Source organism: Bradyrhizobium sp. UFLA06-06, assembly GCF_054820065.1.
Window position 1 is genome coordinate 1 of sequence record NZ_JADFUD010000036.1, and the last position, 16318, is coordinate 16318.

The 16318-nt window shown below is 65.1% G+C and carries 14 protein-coding genes and 1 pseudogene; 7 read left to right on the forward strand and 8 right to left on the reverse strand.

The annotated features are described in order from the left end of the window. Nucleotides 1–178 (reverse strand): annotated as a pseudogene (locus IF803_RS26830) (poly-beta-hydroxybutyrate polymerase); the annotation flags it as partial. Continuing rightward, on the reverse strand, nt 175–558 hold the full coding sequence (locus IF803_RS26835) for a hypothetical protein (protein WP_028338794.1): 384 nt from the start codon (nt 556–558) through the stop codon (nt 175–177). The gene IF803_RS26835 and the pseudogene IF803_RS26830, both read right to left, overlap by 4 nt. A 178-nt stretch (nt 559–736) precedes the next feature. Here IF803_RS26835 and IF803_RS26840 point away from each other — a divergent pair, with 178 nt between their 5' ends. Both IF803_RS26840 and IF803_RS26845 read left to right on the forward strand, forming a co-directional pair. Next, nucleotides 737–1657, forward strand: coding sequence for an alpha/beta fold hydrolase (locus IF803_RS26840; protein ID WP_028331820.1), 921 nt, complete (start codon nt 737–739; stop codon nt 1655–1657). Nucleotides 1658–1861: 204 nt separating this feature from the next. Beyond that, on the forward strand, nt 1862–2326 hold the full coding sequence (locus IF803_RS26845) for a nuclear transport factor 2 family protein (protein WP_461194115.1): 465 nt from the start codon (nt 1862–1864) through the stop codon (nt 2324–2326). A 65-nt stretch (nt 2327–2391) separates the two neighbouring features. On the opposite strand, the gene IF803_RS26850 is transcribed toward IF803_RS26845, so the two are convergent. The 6 genes from IF803_RS26850 to IF803_RS26875 form a co-directional block, all read right to left on the reverse strand. Then, complete coding sequence (locus IF803_RS26850) at nt 2392–3066, reverse strand: spermidine synthase (RefSeq protein ID WP_461194116.1); 675 nt, start codon at nt 3064–3066, stop codon at nt 2392–2394. Nucleotides 3067–3219: 153 nt separating this feature from the next. Beyond that, the gene (locus IF803_RS26855) at nt 3220–6453 is read right to left on the reverse strand and encodes a bifunctional cytochrome P450/NADPH--P450 reductase (protein WP_461194165.1); all 3234 of its coding nucleotides are present in this window, start codon (nt 6451–6453) and stop codon (nt 3220–3222) included. Nucleotides 6454–6582: 129 nt separating this feature from the next. Further along, entirely contained in the window at nt 6583–7578 is a 996-nt protein-coding gene (locus IF803_RS26860; protein ID WP_461194117.1) for an alpha/beta fold hydrolase, read from the reverse strand. A 12-nt stretch (nt 7579–7590) separates the two neighbouring features. Continuing rightward, a complete protein-coding gene (locus IF803_RS26865) occupies nt 7591–9141 on the reverse strand; it encodes a WS/DGAT/MGAT family O-acyltransferase (protein WP_461194118.1) in 1551 nt (516 codons plus the stop codon). A gap of 59 nt (nt 9142–9200) precedes the next feature. Then, entirely contained in the window at nt 9201–9992 is a 792-nt protein-coding gene (locus IF803_RS26870; RefSeq protein WP_028338800.1) for an alpha/beta hydrolase, read from the reverse strand. Between the two features lie 8 nt (nt 9993–10000). Further along, nucleotides 10001–10249: a DUF6489 family protein gene (locus tag IF803_RS26875; protein ID WP_018270495.1), complete on the reverse strand. Its 249-nt coding sequence runs from the start codon at nt 10247–10249 to the stop codon at nt 10001–10003. Between the two features lie 399 nt (nt 10250–10648). Here IF803_RS26875 and IF803_RS26880 point away from each other — a divergent pair, with 399 nt between their 5' ends. The 5 genes from IF803_RS26880 (at nt 10649) to IF803_RS26900 (ending at nt 16268) form a co-directional block, all read left to right on the forward strand. Next, nucleotides 10649–12244 carry an ABC transporter substrate-binding protein gene (locus IF803_RS26880; RefSeq protein WP_461194119.1) on the forward strand — a complete coding sequence of 532 codons (1596 nt, stop codon included), beginning with the start codon at nt 10649–10651 and terminating at the stop codon, nt 12242–12244. Nucleotides 12245–12347: 103 nt separating this feature from the next. Beyond that, nucleotides 12348–13328: an ABC transporter permease gene (locus tag IF803_RS26885; RefSeq protein WP_038383837.1), complete on the forward strand. Its 981-nt coding sequence runs from the start codon at nt 12348–12350 to the stop codon at nt 13326–13328. An 11-nt stretch (nt 13329–13339) separates the two neighbouring features. Further along, entirely contained in the window at nt 13340–14299 is a 960-nt protein-coding gene (locus tag IF803_RS26890) for an ABC transporter permease (protein WP_461194120.1), read from the forward strand. Then, nucleotides 14296–15279, forward strand: a complete 984-nt coding sequence (locus tag IF803_RS26895) for an ABC transporter ATP-binding protein (protein WP_461194122.1) — start codon at nt 14296–14298, stop codon at nt 15277–15279. Before IF803_RS26890 ends, IF803_RS26895 begins: the two co-directional genes overlap by 4 nt. Continuing rightward, entirely contained in the window at nt 15276–16268 is a 993-nt protein-coding gene (locus IF803_RS26900; protein WP_069276165.1) for an ABC transporter ATP-binding protein, read from the forward strand. The genes IF803_RS26895 and IF803_RS26900 overlap by 4 nt, the downstream gene beginning before the upstream one ends. Nucleotides 16269–16318: the final 50 nt, after the last annotated feature.

The window sequence follows — 16318 nt, forward strand, 5'->3', positions numbered from 1 at the left end:
AGTGATAGAGGTTCATGGTGCCGCGCGAATACAGCACGTCCTTCGGCGTCGAGCCGAGCGACGGGCCGGAGCTCGAGAAATACTCGACGCCCTTGATGCTGCGCTGGATCGCGCGCTGCACCTCGGACTGCACCCGCTCGGAGATCGAGGCGAAATCAAAGGGGGTGGGAGCATTCATTTGCTGCCTCCCTCCGCTGGCGGCTGCTTGGTGCGCGGTGGCCGCGGCGTTGCGCCGTGGCCGTCGTCCGGCGCCAGCGAATTGTGGTGCACCTGCTGCAGCAGCGTCTTGATCTCGTTGAGCTGGTTCTCCATCGATTGCAGGCGCTCGGCCATGCCGACGAGCTGAGCGCGGCTCGGCAGGTTCATCGCCAGCAGATATTTCTCCATCAGCTCGCCAAGCTGCTTCTGCGCGCCGGCCGCGACGCCGCCGGCCTGGTTCATCGCCTTGGAAAATTCCGGCGAGGTCATGAGCTGGTTGCCGAAGGAGTTGAACCCCTTCTCCATCTCGCCAATCATCGTCTGCCAGATCACGGCAGGGTCGTTGCCCTTGTCGGCCATGCGGCGCTCCTCCACACCAAATCCGAGCGCTTGCCGCGCTTCCATTTGTTTCTGCCATACGACACTGTTGCTGCTGATCGGTCAACTGCGCGGCGCGACCAGCGACGCCGAGGCTCTTCTGCGCTGCGTCAAACCGTGGCATAGAGGTTCCTGACCGCGACACCAGCAGGGGACGCCCGTGACCACGCTCGCCCATCAGCCGCCGCAGATCATCCGCGCCAATGGCATCGACATCTGCTACGAGATTTTTGGCGATGCGAATGCCGAGCCGCTGCTCCTGATCATGGGCCTCGGCGCCCAGATGATCCATTGGGACGACGAGTTCTGCCGCCAACTCGCCGCGCGCGGTTTTCGCGTCATCCGATTCGACAACCGGGATATCGGCAAATCCTCCCGCCTGAGCGGCGGCAAGCGGCTGACCGCGCTCGAACTGCTCAAGCTCCGCTTCCTGAAGATCCCGGTCGCAGCGCCCTACAAGCTGGCCGACATGGCCCGCGACACCATCGGGCTGATGGATGCGCTCGGCATCCGCACCGCGCATCTGGTCGGGGCCTCGATGGGCGGCATGATCGCGCAGGAGGTTGCCATCACCTTCCCCGAGCGCGTGCGCTCGCTGACCTCGATCATGTCGACCACGGGCAATCCAAAGATCCCGGGGCCGACCCGCGAGGCGACCGCGGTGCTGATGGCGCCACCGCCGAAGAGCAAGGAAGAGTATTTCGTCCGCTTCGGGCAGACCTGGAAAGTCCTGCGCAACGGATCGTTTCCCGAGGATGAGGCGCTCGATCCCGAACGCGCGCGGCGCACCTATGAGCGCGGCCTCAATCCCGAGGGCGTCGGCCGCCAGCTCCGCGCCATCCTCGCCTCCGGCAGCCGCAAGGAGCGCCTGCGCGGCGTCAAGGCGCCGACGCTGGTGATCCACGGCACCATCGATCCGCTGGTGCATCCTGAAGGCGGCAAGGACACCGCGGTCTCGATCCCGGGCGCGAAGCTTGTGATGATCGAGGGCATGGGCCACGCCCTGCCGATCCCGATGTGGCCGCAGATCATCGACGCCATCGACAAGCACGCGCATGGCGCGGCGGCGAAGGCGGCGTGAGGCCGGAGCGTTTTCGAGCGAAGTGGATCCCGGTTCGCGTGAAGAAAACGCCCCAAAGCCAGAATCGAGAGCCCCGTCCCGATTCAATCGGAACGGGGCTCCGGTATCTTCCGGTAACCATGTGAGCCAGGAGTGCGTTCTTCCGGGCGTGGCATGGACGCTGTAGAGAGCGCTATCCACCGCTCAGCCACCGGGAGCAACTAGATGAAGACCATCCTCCGGCCACGGACAGCCGTCGCCGCTCTCCTCCTCGCGCTGGCATCTTCATCGGCAATGGCGGCCGCCGGCGAGGCGCAGCAGGAGGCCAACCGCAAGGCGGTGCTGGCGTTCTACGAGAAGGGGCTGAACCAGAAGGACGCCGACGCAGCGCTCGCCTATGTCGGCAACCGCTATGTGCAGCACAATCCCGGCGCGGCCGACGGCCCGGAAGGCTTCCGCAAGTTCATCGGCTTCCTGCGCGAAAAGTTTCCGAACTCGCACAGCGAAATCAAGCGCTCATTCGTCGACGGCGACTACGTGATCCTGCACGTCCACGCCGTGCGCGAGCCCGGCACCCGCGGCAATGCGATCGTCGACATCTTCAAGCTCGAGGACGGCAAGATCGTCGAGCATTGGGACGTGGTGCAGCCAGTTCCGGAAAACCCGGCGAACAGCAACACGATGTTCTGAGGCATCGTGACGGCTTGTGCTCGGCCGCTGGCATGATCAGGCTGGCGAGCGCGCCGGGACGCCGGCTATTGCTTGACCGCGATCCAGATCACGTGGCGGACACCGCGGCCCCGGCCGGTGGCGCGGACGGCAATTTCGTTGACCGCGAACCCGGCCCGGGACAGCGATTTCGGGAACTTGGCATTCGGACCGGACGACCAGACGGCGAGCACGCCGCCGCGGCGCAATGCCGTGTGTGCGATCCTGAGCCCGGAGACATCATACAGCGCGTCATTGGCCGTACGGGTGAGACCTTCAGGCCCGTTATCGACGTCGAGCAAGATGGCATCGAAGCTGAGCGGTTGGCGTTCGATCACGCTGGCAACATCCTCCTCCCGGATGCTCACGCGCGGATCGTTCAGGCTGTCGCCGAAGATCTCCGCCATCGGGCCTCGCGCCCAGGCAACGACAGCCGGCACCAGTTCGGCCACCACGATTCTCGCCTCGGGCCCGAGCACGGCGAGTGCGGCCCGCAGCGTAAAGCCCATGCCGAGACCGCCGATCAGAAAATGCGGCCGTGCGACCTTCTCGATCTTCTTCGCGGCAAGCGTCGCCAGCGCCTCTTCCGAGCCCGACAGGCGGCTGTTCATCAGCTCGTTGGTGCCGAGCATGATCGAGAATTCGCGGCCACGCCGCATCAGACGCAATTCACCCTCGGTGCCGGGAATGCGCGCGGTATCGATCTTTTCCCATGGAATCATGCGGCGGCTTGTAACATGGCCGTCAGGGCGGGCGAAGCTCGCGTCCGGAGAATGCGAAATAGTGACTCACGAATGGCGCAACAAACTCAGTGTCGTCCCTGCTTTCGCAGGGACGACGATGGGGATGCATCACGCTCATCCTAGGTCGCAAGCCTACCCGCCTGCCCAGACGTCGAGCACGTAGCGGTTCCTGGTGCCCATTTCCTCGATCCAGCGCGCGGCGGCGTCAGTGTCGACACCGGTGCGCTCGCGATAGATCGACATCAAGGTCGCCTTGACGTCGGGCTCCATCTTGCCGCCGTCGCCGCAGACGTAGACGATCGCGCCCTTCTGGATCAGCTCCCAGACCCGGTCCTTGTGCGCGGCGACGAGGTGCTGCACATAGGTCTTCGGGCCATCGGCACGTGAGAAGGCGGTGTGGAGTTCACTGACGCCGTCGGCTGCGAACGCCTTCAGCTCATCCGCATAGATGAAGTCCTGCGCGGGGTGCCGGCAGCCGAAGAACAGCAGCGCCGGCCCCAGCGTCGCGCCCTGCGCCCTGCGCGCGGCGCGCTCCTGCAGGAAGCCGCGGAACGGTGCGAGCCCGGTGCCCGGCCCGATCATGATGATCGGCACGGCATTGTCATCGGGCAGGCGGAAGCCCGCCTTGGTCTCCTTGATGGTGGCGTGGACAGTGTCGCCGGCACGGCGGCGCGCCAGATAGTTCGAGCAGATGCCCTTGTAGATGCCGCGGCCGGAACTTGCCGGCGCCTCCACCACGCCCACGGTGACGCTGCAGCGCTGCGCCTCGCCGGCCGGAGACGACGAGATCGAATAATAGCGCGGCGCCAGCAGCGACAGCATTTCGAGATAGAGGTGGAACGGCAGCTCGCAGGCCGGATATTCCTCGAGCAGGTCGAATACCGATTTGCGCTTCGCCAAGACGTCGGTGCGATAGCGCGCGGCCGAGGCATCGTCGTCCCCGACATAGGCCATCAGCTTCGGCTTGGTCACCGGGCAGCGGGTGTGCTCGGCCATGATCTGGATCTGCTTGCGGGTCGCGACCTGCTGCAGCTCGACGAACTCGGTGAGCAGCCGCCCGACCGACACCGCATTGCCGACCGGCAATTGCGCGCGGCGGCCTTCCGAGACCTGCAGGCGGATCTGGTCGGCCGGCAGGAAGCCGAAGCGGCGCGCAACGGAATCGACCAATGTCGGGTCGTTGCGCGGCACCACGCTAAGATGATCGCCGACACGGTATTTCAGACTGGCCGGCAGCTCGACCTCGATATGCCGGGTCGAACGCTCCGACGGATTGGCGCCTGCCTTGGTCTGCAGCTCGCTGTTGGCGAGCACCTTCATCGGCACCGCGCCGCCCTGCGTCACGATGGTGTTGACCGCACCCTGCGCCACCGGCTCGATCGCATAGAGCGGCTCGTCCTCGGCGGTGCGGGTGAAATTCCAGTCGATGCCGAATTCCTTGGTCGCGACCTTGGCCGCCTCCGGGAACCATTTCTGGAACTGGCCGTCGAGATCGCTGCGCGCATCGCCCTCGCCGCGCGGATAGACCGCGCGTGCGCCATGTTTGGTGAGCTGCTCGTCGATGAAACGCGGCACCGACTGGTAGGTCGCCGCCCAATCGCTGTTGCCGCAACCGAACACCGCGTAGCGCACCTTGGCGAAGGCATCCTTCGGCAGGTCGCTATCGAGCCATTTGACGAACTGCGTGGCGTTGTCGGGCGCCGCGCCGTTGTAGGAGGCGCAGATGATCAGCACGCCGCCCTCCTCCGGCAGCTTGCCGACATAGTCGTCCAGCGGACCCAACCGCGTCGCGAAGCCGTTGATCTCCGACAGATCCGCCATGCGGGTCGCCAGTTCTTCGGCCGAGCCGAGATTGGAGCCGTACAGCACCAGCATCGGCGTGTTGTGGCCCGGGCGCGTGGCCGGCGCGCGCGGTGCCTTCGGCGCGGCCGCAACCGCGCCCGTGCCGCCGGCGAACGCGCCGCGGTCCTTGTCGTCGCGCGGCCGCACCTTGATCCTGAAGCCATCCGGCTTGACGGTCAGCGTCTCCTTCAGATGCATCTGATAGCGATGCACGTCGATCAGCTTGAAGCGTTGCAGGATCATCCCGATCGCCAGCGCCGCCTCGTGCATGGCAAAGCCGCGGCCGATGCAGGCGCGCTGGCCGTTGCCGAACGGCTTCCAGGCATTGATCGGGCGCTTGGCCTCCGCCTCGCGGCTGAAATTCTCGGGATCGAACACGTCGGGGTTCGGGCCCCAGACGCTGGGATCGCGGTGCAGCGCCATCACCAGGATGGTGATGAAGGTGTTCTTCTTCAGCTTGTACTTGCCGCCGATCATCTCATCGGCCAAAGGCGCGATGCCGTAGGCCGGCGCCGGCGGCCACAGCCGCAGCGCCTCCTTCAAACATTGCGTGATGTAGGTGAGCTGCGTCACCTGCTGATAGGTCGGCCGCGCGTTGACGTCGGGACCAAGGACGCGATCGACCTCCTCATAGGCCTTCTTCAGCACCTCCGGGTGCTTCAGCAGCGCGTAGATCGTGCACGACAACAGGCCGCTGGTGGTCTCGTGGCCGGCGATCAGGAAGGTGTTGATCTGGTAGCGGATGTTGACGTCGTCGAGCTGCTCGCCGGTGGCGCGGTCGACGCCGGTCATCATCGCCGCCAGCATGTCCTTCTTGTCGTCGGTCGCGGCGGTGTTGCCGCGCCGCTCGGCGATGATCTCGTCGACCATCTTGTTCATGAAGGCGACGTCGTCGGCCAGCGTCTTGCGCCGCTTCTGCATCCACAGACCCTCGAGCGGCAGGCCGCGGGTCATCATGATGGTTTCGAGCGAGCGCACCAGCGATTCCACGAACGGGTGGTAGTCGCGGCGGTAGAACGAGTTGAAGCGGTAGTCGAAGCCGCAGAGGCCGATGGTGTCGAGGGTGAGCGCCGTCATGTCGTGGACGACCTCGATCTCCTCGTCGGCGTTGAGGCGCTCCCATTTCTTGACCAGCTGCTCGGCGATGTCGACCATGCTCGGGTGGTACGATTGCATGGCGCGGTTGCCGAACGGCTGCATCAGGATGTTGTGCGCCTTGCTCCAGTTCGGCTCCCTGGTGTCGGCGGTGAACAGGCCGTCGCCGCCGACCGCGCGCACCCGGCGCAGCGAGCCGCGCACCGCCTTGTCGAAGCGCTTCTCGTCGGAGAGCTCGTCGACCAGATCGTGACCGGACACGATCACGAGCGGCGCGCCCATCATGTCGAGCCAGAAGATCGGTCCCAGCTCCTTGGAGAGCTTGACGAGATGCTGCACCGGCGCGGTCGAGTCCAGCGACAGCATGTTGCCGACCACCGGCTTCGTCGGCGGATGCGGAATCGGACTCAGTCTGTTGCCGGACGCCATGTCGAGATTGCCCCCTGTCACCTATTCGTCATTGCGAGGAGCGAAGCGACGAAGCAATCCATACATCCTCGTATGCGGACCGATGGATTGCTTCGCTTCGCTCGCAATGACGGCGTTGGTGTCCCGTCGTCACCCAAACCGCTTTCTGCGCCATTCGATCAGCTTCGCGCTGACTTCGTCAGGCTTTTCCTGCTGCGTCCAATGGCCGCTGTCCTTGACCAGGTACTTCTCGAGGTCCGGCACCAGCCGCTCCATGCCGTCGGCGGCCGAGGGCGGCAGCACCGCGTCGTTCTCGGCCATGATCATCAGCGACGGCACCCGGACGTGATGGTCCAGCCCGGCCGAGCGCTCCCAGTTGCGGGTGAAATTGCGATACCAGTTGATGCCGCCGGTGAAGCCGGTCTTGGTGAAGGTGTCGACGAACACCTTTTTCTCGTCCGCGGACAGGATCGGCGTGCGCGGATCATGCTTGGCGTCGTAATTCGCGATCATCTGCGGAAACGCCAGATTGAGCCGCGCCGAGGCACCGACGCCGGCGATCGGCTGTTCGGGCGGCGCGTCCGCCGGACGCGGCGCCGGCTTGCGCATGAAGGCGTCGAAGGTCTGCTCGACGCGGCTGCCGAAGATGCGGTCGGGCTCGCGCCCCGGATCCTGGAACTGGACGATGTACATGTGGTCGCCGAAGCGTTGGCGGAACAGCGCGACCGGGTCCATCGGCGCGCGGTCCCAATGCGGCGTGTTGACGCCGACGACGCCGGCGACCCGCGCAGGATGCCTGAGCGGCATCTGCCAGACGACAAAGCCGCCCCAATCGTGACCGGCGAAGATCGCCTTGTCGATCTTGAGATGGTCGAGCAGGCCGACGAGATCGCCGGTCAGGTGCTCCATGTCGTAGGCCTCGACCGGCTCCGGCCGGTCGGTCGCGCCATAGCCGCGCTGATCCGGCGCAATCACCCGGATGCCGGCCTCGCCCAGCGCCTTGATCTGGTGGCGCCAGGAGAACGCCAGTTCAGGCCAGCCGTGGCACAGCACCACCGGCGGCGTGTCGGTCTTGGGGCCTGCTTCATAAAACCCCATGCGGATGCCGTTCGTCTCGGCGAACTGCAGCGGTGGCATCTCAATCATCGGCAGGGATCCTTATTCGGCTGCGCCCTTGATGTCCGCAGGCGGGGGAGCGAACGCCGCCTCGAGTACATCGAACTCGAGCGGCAGCATGTCGCACATCACCTGCACGTGGGGAATGATGTTGGCGCCCACGATGAAGCCGAAATCGAGCTGATCGCGGTAGCTCTGCACGGTGATGTTGAGCGCCACGCCGTGGGTCGAGATCGAGACCGGGAAGATGTGCAGCAGCTCGGCACCCGCCGCATACAGCGTCTGCCGCGGCCCCGGCACGTTCGAGACCGTGATGTTGGTGGCCGGCGGCAGCACGTTGGAGAGGTCGGAGCGGCTGTAGAGCAGCGCCAGGATCTGCACCAGGATCGGCGCCCCCAGCAGCGAGATGTTGGTGACCTGCGGCACCAAGGCGCGCAGCGGATGCGACATCTCCTTGGACCTGGTCGACTGCGCGATGATGGTTTCCAGCCGCTTCCTGGGGTCTTCGATGTCGGTCGCGATCGAGCAGATCATGCCGAACACCTGGTTGTTGGATTCGGCATTGCCCTCCTCGCGCAGCGAGATCGGAACACCTGCCGTCAGCGACTTGTTCGGCAGCGCGCCCTGGCTGATCAGATAGCGCCGCACCACGCCGGAGGCGAGCGCCAGCACGACGTCGTTGAGCTTGCCGCCGGACGCCTTCGCCAGTGCCTTGGCACGCGACAGCGAGATCGAGGTGCCGGCAAAGCTGCGTTCGGACGAGATCGCCTTGTTGAGGATGGTCGGCGGCGAGGCCATCGCCTGCAGGCTCTCGCGCGACCTCGGATCGGCGACCTTGGCGACGACGTCGGACAGGCTCTTCATGACCGTCGGCATCGAGCCGGCGAACTTCACCGCGCTCTCGATCTGGAACATGGCGTTGTCGAACAGGATCGAGCCGAGGTCGCTCTTGCCGGAACGCGGCAGCTCCAGGCTCTTCTGCGCGGCGGCAGCGGCCTCGAACGGCTGGGTCCAGAGCTGCTGATAGGCATCGATCAGATTGGCCGCGATGTCGCGCGGCTCCTGCGCGACTTTCTTCGCGCTCGGCGGCTCGATCTCGCGCGGCACCGGCGTCAGGTCGTAGATCATGCTGGTCAGCGCCGCGCCGGCGCCGCCGTCGATGCAGGCATGGTGCATCTTGGAATAGAGCCCGATCTCGTTGTCCTTCATGCCCTCGAAGACGTAGAACTCCCAGAGCGGGCGGGCGCGGTTCAACAGCTTGGCGTGCATCCAGCCGACGATACGCTCCAGCGTCGCGCGATCGCGCGGCGCCGGCAGGCTGGCGCGGAAGATGTGACGGTCGATGTCGAACTGATCGTCCTCGACCCAGGACGGATGATCGATGTCGAGCGGCGCCTTCTGCAGGCATGCCTTGAGGATCGGCGCGATGTGCAGCCGCGAGGCGATCATCGCCTTGAACTCCTCGAAGAAGTCGCCCTTGTAGCCGTCGGGCAGGCGGAAGATCGCCATGCTGCCGACATGCATCGGCATTTCCGGCGTTTCCAGATAGAGAAACGATGCGTCCAGCGAGGACAGCTTCTTGGCGTCGCTCATGATCTCCTCCCGAGAGCCTACTTACGCGGGCGCCTTGGGCGGCGCTTCTCGTCTTTTGGTCAGGATAGTGCCTGTTCTGCCGGCCCGTAGGCAATGGCAAAGGGGCCCGAGCGGTCAAAATGCCGGAATTCCCCTTCCGGCTGGGCCAGCCGGTCCGCAATCGCCCACAGCGCCGCGGGATTGACGCCGAGGCCGATATGGCTGGCGAAATGCACCTCGATGTTCTCGGCGGTGGCCGACGGCCGCACGCGCGAGGTCCGCCAGTTCACGATGCCATCGGTGCGGGAATAGATCGAGGTTGTCGGCACCGGCATGTCGCCGGCGATCGCGGCGCGGATCTCAGGGATGTCACCCACAGCTTCGCCGGACAACAGCTCATAGAGCCGCGTCGCATTGGTGGCGCGGATGTCGTCGGCGAACGGGCTGCCCAGCGTGATGATGGAGCGCACCAGCTCCGGCATCTGCGACGCCAGGTCGCGCGCATAGACGCCGCCGAGGCTCCAGCCGATGATCGAGACCTTGCGCCCGGACGCCTCATGGACCCGCTTCAGCAGGTCGCGCAGCGCAGCCCGCCTGCTGGAAATCCCGCCGAAATTGCGGCCCATGTTCCAGGCATAGGCGTCGTAGCCGAGCTCCTTCAGATAGCGCCGCATCGGCGCCATCGAAAGGTCGCTGGCGAGGAAGCCCGGCAGCGCGAGCACCGGATGACCATCGCCTCTCGGCGCCCGCATCAGCAAAGGCGACAGCAGCAGGCTCGAATTGAGCTCGAGCACGCCGCGCGCCTCCGCCAGCATCAGGAACAGGCTCGGCGGGCGCAACCGGCGTTCGGTCCCATCAACGCTCCTGTCCATGCCGGCCACTATTTCTTCTTGCTCGCGCCGCCGAAGCCGGCCATCGCCACGAACATGTCCTGGAAGCGCTCGGCGAGCTTGGGATCGAAGGTGAACCAGCTCTGCATCAGCGATTCCGGCGAAATCTTCTCGATGTTCGACAGCATCTGCTGCTGCAGCTTGTCCATGACGGCGGTTTGCATCGGCGCCACATCCGGCAGGCCGAAGAACTGCCGCGCTTCGAGGGGCGTACAATCTATCTCAACGTTGACCTTCATATCCGCCTCCTCAAATGCGCCTTGGCCCGCCATAGTATCGCCGCGACGGGGCGAGTTGCGCAAGCGAGCCGTACCTGCCCCGGGGGGCAGTCGGCCTCAATCATCCGTTATGGTCAACCAAACCGTTTGGAGCCGCTGCTCCAAACTGGTTGGAGCGGCCGGCATAACGCGGCGCGCCCGCGATCATTCCCGGGAGCGACAAGCGGGCACTCCGAAAGTCGAATGTCACGCGTTCGCGCCTGCCGCCTGCTCTTAGATCGCTTCATTGCGCTGCACCCGCGCAAACCGGTTAACCCTTTGGCAAATCGCGCTTGCGCAGCCGGTAAACTCTGGCAACATGGATCGATAATACCAGCCGGACACAGCAGCCGGCGGACAAAAACGGGGACGCGGGATCACATGTCGGTACGTTGGAGTTTTGCGGCGGCTGCCGTCGCATTCGTTGCCTTTGCTTGGCCGGCATCGGCCCAGACGTTGAAGTATGCGAACCAGGGCGAGCTGAAGTCGCTGGATCCCTACACGCTGAAGGAAACCACGACGATCGCGCACCACGCCCACGTCTACGAAGGCCTCACCGCGCGCGACAAGGACCTCAAGATCATTCCGGCCCTGGCGGAAAGCTGGGAGACGCTGAGCCCGACCAAATGGCGCTTCCATCTGCGCAAGGGCGTGAAATTCCACAATGGCGACCCCTTCACCGCCGACGACGTGCTGTTCTCGGCCGAGCGCGTCCGCGCCAAGGGCTCGAATTTCCTCAGCAACGTCCCGGCCGACGCCAAGTTCAGCAAGGTCGACGACTACACCGTCGACGTGACGCTGGACTCGCCCAATCCCATCCTGATCTCGCAGTGGGATAGCTGGTACATCATGGACAAGAAGTGGTCCGAGGAGAACAACTCGGTTGCACCGACGCCGGCCTCCGCAACCACGCCGAGCTACGCGGCGCTGCACGAGAACGGCACCGGCCCCTTCACGATCGAGAGCCACCAGCCAGGCGTGAAGACCGTGTTCAAGGCGTTTGCCGGCTATTGGCGCAAGCCCGAGCATAATCTCAAGGAGATTATCTTCACGCCGATCGGCTCCGACGCCACCCGCGTGGCCGCGCTGCTCTCGGGCGAAGTCGACGTGATCGAACCGGTTCCGCTCCAGGACATCCAGCGCGTCAATTCCAGCGGCGTCGCCACCGTCATGACCGCGCCGGAGATTCGCACCATCTTCATCGGCATGGATACGGCGCGCGACGAGCTGCTGTATTCCAACATCAAGGGCAAGAATCCGTTCAAGGACATCCGCGTCCGCGAAGCATTCTACAAGACCATCGACGTCGATCTGATCAAGACCCGCGTCATGCGCGGCATGTCGACCCCCTCGACGTTGATGATCGCCCCCGAGCTCTATCCGCTGTCGAAGGAATTCACCCGGCCGAAGCTCGATCCCGATGGTGCCAAGAAGCTGCTGGCCGACGCCGGCTATCCGAACGGCTTCGAAGTCACGATGGACTGCCCGAACGACCGCTATGTCAACGACGCCGCGATCTGCCAGGCGGTGGTCGGCATGCTGGCCCGCATCGGCGTCAAGGTGAACCTGCTGGCGCAGCCGAAGGCGCAGTATTTCGCCAAGGTGCTGAAGCCCGGCGGCTACCAGACCTCGTTCTTCATGCTGGGCTGGACGCCCGCGACGTCCGACTCGCACAACGTGCTGCACGACATCCTCGGCTGCCGCGACGATCCGAAGGATGCCACCCGGGGCGAGGCCAATCTCGGCGGCTATTGCAACAAGGAAGTCGACGCGCTCACCGACAAGGTCCTGATCGAGGGCGACACTGCCAAGCGCGACCAGTTGATCAAGCAGGCCTACGACATCGTCATCAAGGATTACGGCTACATTCCGCTGCATCAGCAACCGCTGGTGTGGGGCGTGTCGAAAAAGGTCAAATTGACCCAGCGCGCGGACAACCAGGTGCTGCTCTACTGGGCGACCAAACAGGGTGAATAGTGGCTCTGGCGAATTGGGTCCCGGAAGCGCAGGCTTCCGGGACCGCTCGTTTTCCGGCCGCGCAAAGCCGCGCGCCGAATGTCAAAAGCAGTGAAAGGTAGAGATGCTGGCTTTCACTCTTCGCCGCTTCCTGCAGGCGATCGGCGTGATGCTCGCCGTGGGCGTGATTGCGTTCGCGATGTTCCGCTTCGCCGGCGACCCGGTGAACCAGATCGTCTCGATCGACACCTCGGCCGCGCAGCGCGCTGAAATCCGGCAGTCGCTCGGCCTTGACGATCCCGTGCTGGTGCAGTTCGGCCGCTACTTCATCAATGCGCTGCAGTTCAAGTTCGGCGTGTCCTACCAGTTCCGCCTGCCGGTCTCCTCGCTGCTGGCGGAGCGGCTGCCGGCGACGCTGGAGCTTTCGATCTGCGCGACGCTGTTCGCGATGGTGGCCGGCATCCTGATGGGGGTCTATTCGGCGCTGCGCCGCGACACCGTGCTTGCCAAATTATTCCAGGCGGTATCGCTGATCGGCATTTCGCTGCCGACCTTCCTGATCGGCATCCTCCTGATCTATCTGTTCGCGGTGACCTTGGGCTGGCTGCCCTCGTTCGGCCGCGGCGAGGTGGTGAAGCTCGGCTGGTGGACCACCGGACTGCTCACCGTCTCGGGCCTGAAGGCGCTGATCATGCCGGCGATCACGCTCGGGCTGTTCCAGATGACCCTGATCATGCGGCTGGTGCGCGCCGAAATGCTGGAAGTGTTGCGGACCGACTATATCCGCTTCGCCCGCGCCCGCGGGCTGACCACGCGCGCGATCCATTTCGGCCATGCGCTGAAGAACACCCTGGTTCCGGTGATCACGGTGGCCGGCCTGCAGTTTGGCTCGGTTATTGCTTTCTCGATCATCACCGAAACCGTGTTCCAATGGCCGGGCATGGGACTTCTGTTCGTGCAGGCCGTGCAAAATGTCGATATCCCGATCATGGCCGCGTATCTGTTGATGGTCTCGCTGATCTTCGTCACCATCAATCTCGTGGTCGACATCCTCTACACCGTGGTCGATCCGCGCTTGCGCTCGACCGTCGGCCGCGCGGCGTGAGGGGCTGACCGATGTCCGACGCCGTCGTCCCCCATCGCTCCGAAGGCCACCAGGCACCCGCCGGCTGGTTCAAGCGCGCGCTCGACAGCGACATCTTCTATTCGTTCCGCCGCTCCAGGCTGACGATGGTCGCCGCCGTGATCACGCTGCTGTTCTTTCTGCTCGCAATCTTCGCATCATGGCTCGCGGTGCAGAACCCGTTCGACCCGGCGCAGCTGCAGCTGATCAACTCGCGGATCGCGCCGCTGTGGACCGCCGACGGCCAAAGCCCGTTCCTGCTCGGCACCGACGAGCAGGGCCGCGACGTGCTCTCGGCGATCCTTTACGGCCTGCGCATCTCCCTTGCGGTCGGCTTGGCCGGCGTGGTCTTTGCCGGCGCGCTCGGCATCGCCCTCGGGCTGATCGCAGGCTATTTCGGCGGCGTGGTCGACACCGTGATCATGCGGATCGCCGACGTGCAGCTCACCTTCCCCGCGATCCTGATCGCGCTGCTGGTCAACGGCGTCGCCAAATCGCTGCTCGGCAACCGGCTCGACGAGATGAGCACGCTCGGCGTCCTCATCATCGCGATCGGCCTCAGTTTCTGGGTGCAATATGCCCGCACCGTGCGCGGTTCGGTGATGGTCGAGAAGAACAAGGATTACGTGGCCGCGGCGCAGCTGATCGGCCTGCCGGCGCCGAAGATCATGCTGCGGCACGTGCTGCCGAACACGATGGGCCCGATCCTCGTCATCGCCACCATCAACCTCGCGCTCGCGATCATCACCGAGGCGACGCTGTCATTCCTTGGCGCCGGCATGCCCGACACCATGCCCTCGCTCGGCACCCTGATCCGGATCGGCAACAACTATCTGTTCGCCGGCGAATGGTGGATCGTCGCCTTCCCCGGCATTGCGCTGGCCGGCCTGATCCTCTCCATCAACCTGCTCGGCGACTGGCTGCGCGACGCCCTCAATCCAAAGCTCCGATGACCAAGCCTGTTCTTTCCGTGCGCAATCTCGAGGTGGAATTCGTCACCCGCCGTGCGACCTTGCGCGCCATCAACGGCGTGTCGTTCGACATCGCCAAGGGCGAGGTGCTCGGCGTGGTCGGCGAGTCCGGCGCCGGCAAATCGGTCACGGGGCTAGCCGTGATCGGGCTGATCGATCCGCCCGGCCGCATTTCCGGCGGCGAGATCGAACTATCGGGCACGCGGATCGACCATCTTCCGCCGGAGGAGATCCGCCGCATCAGGGGCAAGCGGATCGGCATGATCTTCCAGGATCCGCTGACCAGCCTCAATCCGCTCTACCGGATCGGCGACCAGATCGTCGAGACCATTCGCACCCACAGCAATCTCAGCGAGAGCGCCGCGCGCAGGCGCGCCATCGATCTGTTGGCCGAGGTCGGCATTCCTGCGCCGGAAAAGCGCATCGACGGCTATCCGCACGAATTCTCCGGCGGCATGCGCCAGCGCGTCGTGATCGCGCTTGCGATCTGCGCCGAGCCCGAACTGATCATCGCCGACGAGCCGACCACCGCGCTCGACGTCTCCGTGCAGGCGCAGATCATCGCGCTGATCAAGCGGCTCGGCCGCGACCACGGCACCGCCGTGATGCTGGTGACCCACGACATGGGCGTGATCGCCGAGACCTGTGACCGCGTGGCGGTGATGTATTCCGGCCGCATCGCCGAGATCGGCCCGGTGCAGGAGGTGGTGCGCAACCCGCTGCATCCCTATGCCAAGGGCCTGATGGGCGCGATCCCGACCCTCGCCGGCGAGGACAAGCGCCTGGTGCAGATCCCCGGCTCGATGCCGCGGCTGTCGGCGATTCCGCCAGGCTGCCCGTTCAATCCGCGCTGCGCGTTTGCCTTCGATCGCTGCCACGTCGAACGCCCCGAGCCGATCCGGCAGGGCACGCAATCCGTCGCCTGCCATCTGTTCGAGCCGGCGAAGGAGACGGCGGCATGAGCGGGACATTGATCGAGGTCAGGAACCTGCGCCGCGTCTTCGACGTCTCCAAGCCGTGGCTCAACCGCGTGATCGAGGGCGGCCATCTCGAATTCCTGAAAGCCGTCGACGGCGTCTCTTTCGACATCAAGCGCGGCGAGACCTTCGCGCTGGTCGGCGAATCCGGTTCCGGCAAGACCACGGTCGCGCGCATGGTGGTCGGCCTGCTGCCGCCGAGTTCGGGCGAGGTCGTCATCGACGGGGTCTCGATGACCGACCCGCGGCAGGGCCAGGCGCGCCGCCGCTTGCGCCGGCGCATCCAGATGGTTTTTCAGGATCCCTATGCGAGCCTCAATCCGCGCTACCGGGTCGCCGCCATCGTCGCCGAGCCGATCCGCGCCTTCGACCTGATCCAGGGCGAGCGCGACATCAAGGCCCGGGTCGGCGAATTGCTCTCGCTGGTCGGCCTGCACCCCGACGACGGCCAAAAATTCCCGCACGAATTTTCCGGCGGCCAGCGCCAGCGCATCGCGATCGCCCGCGCGCTGGCATCCGAGGCCGAGTTCATCGTCTGCGACGAGCCGACCTCAGCGCTCGACGTCTCCGTGCAGGCGCAGATCCTCAATCTGATGCGCGACCTGCAGGACAAGTTCGGCCTCACCTATCTCTTCATCAGCCACAATCTCGCGGTGGTCCGCCACATGGCGAGCCGGATCGGCGTGATGTATCTCGGCCGCATCGTCGAAATCGCCGAGGGTCGGGAATTGTTCGAGAACCCGCGGATGCCCTACACGAAGATGCTGCTCGGCGCGGTTCCGGACCTTGCGATGTCCGGCCGCCAGCGCATCCCGGTGAAGGGCGAGATTCCAAATCCGATCGATCCGCCGCAGGGCTGCTCGTTCAACCCGCGCTGTCCCCTCGCCTTCGATCTCTGCCGCCAGAAGACGCCGGAACTGATCGACGGCGTCGCCTGCCATGCCGTCAACAGTCCCGCCGCCGTTCCGGCATGATCACGCGGATGGGAGCGGCCATGTCCACCAAGCGGTTGGCATACCAGCCG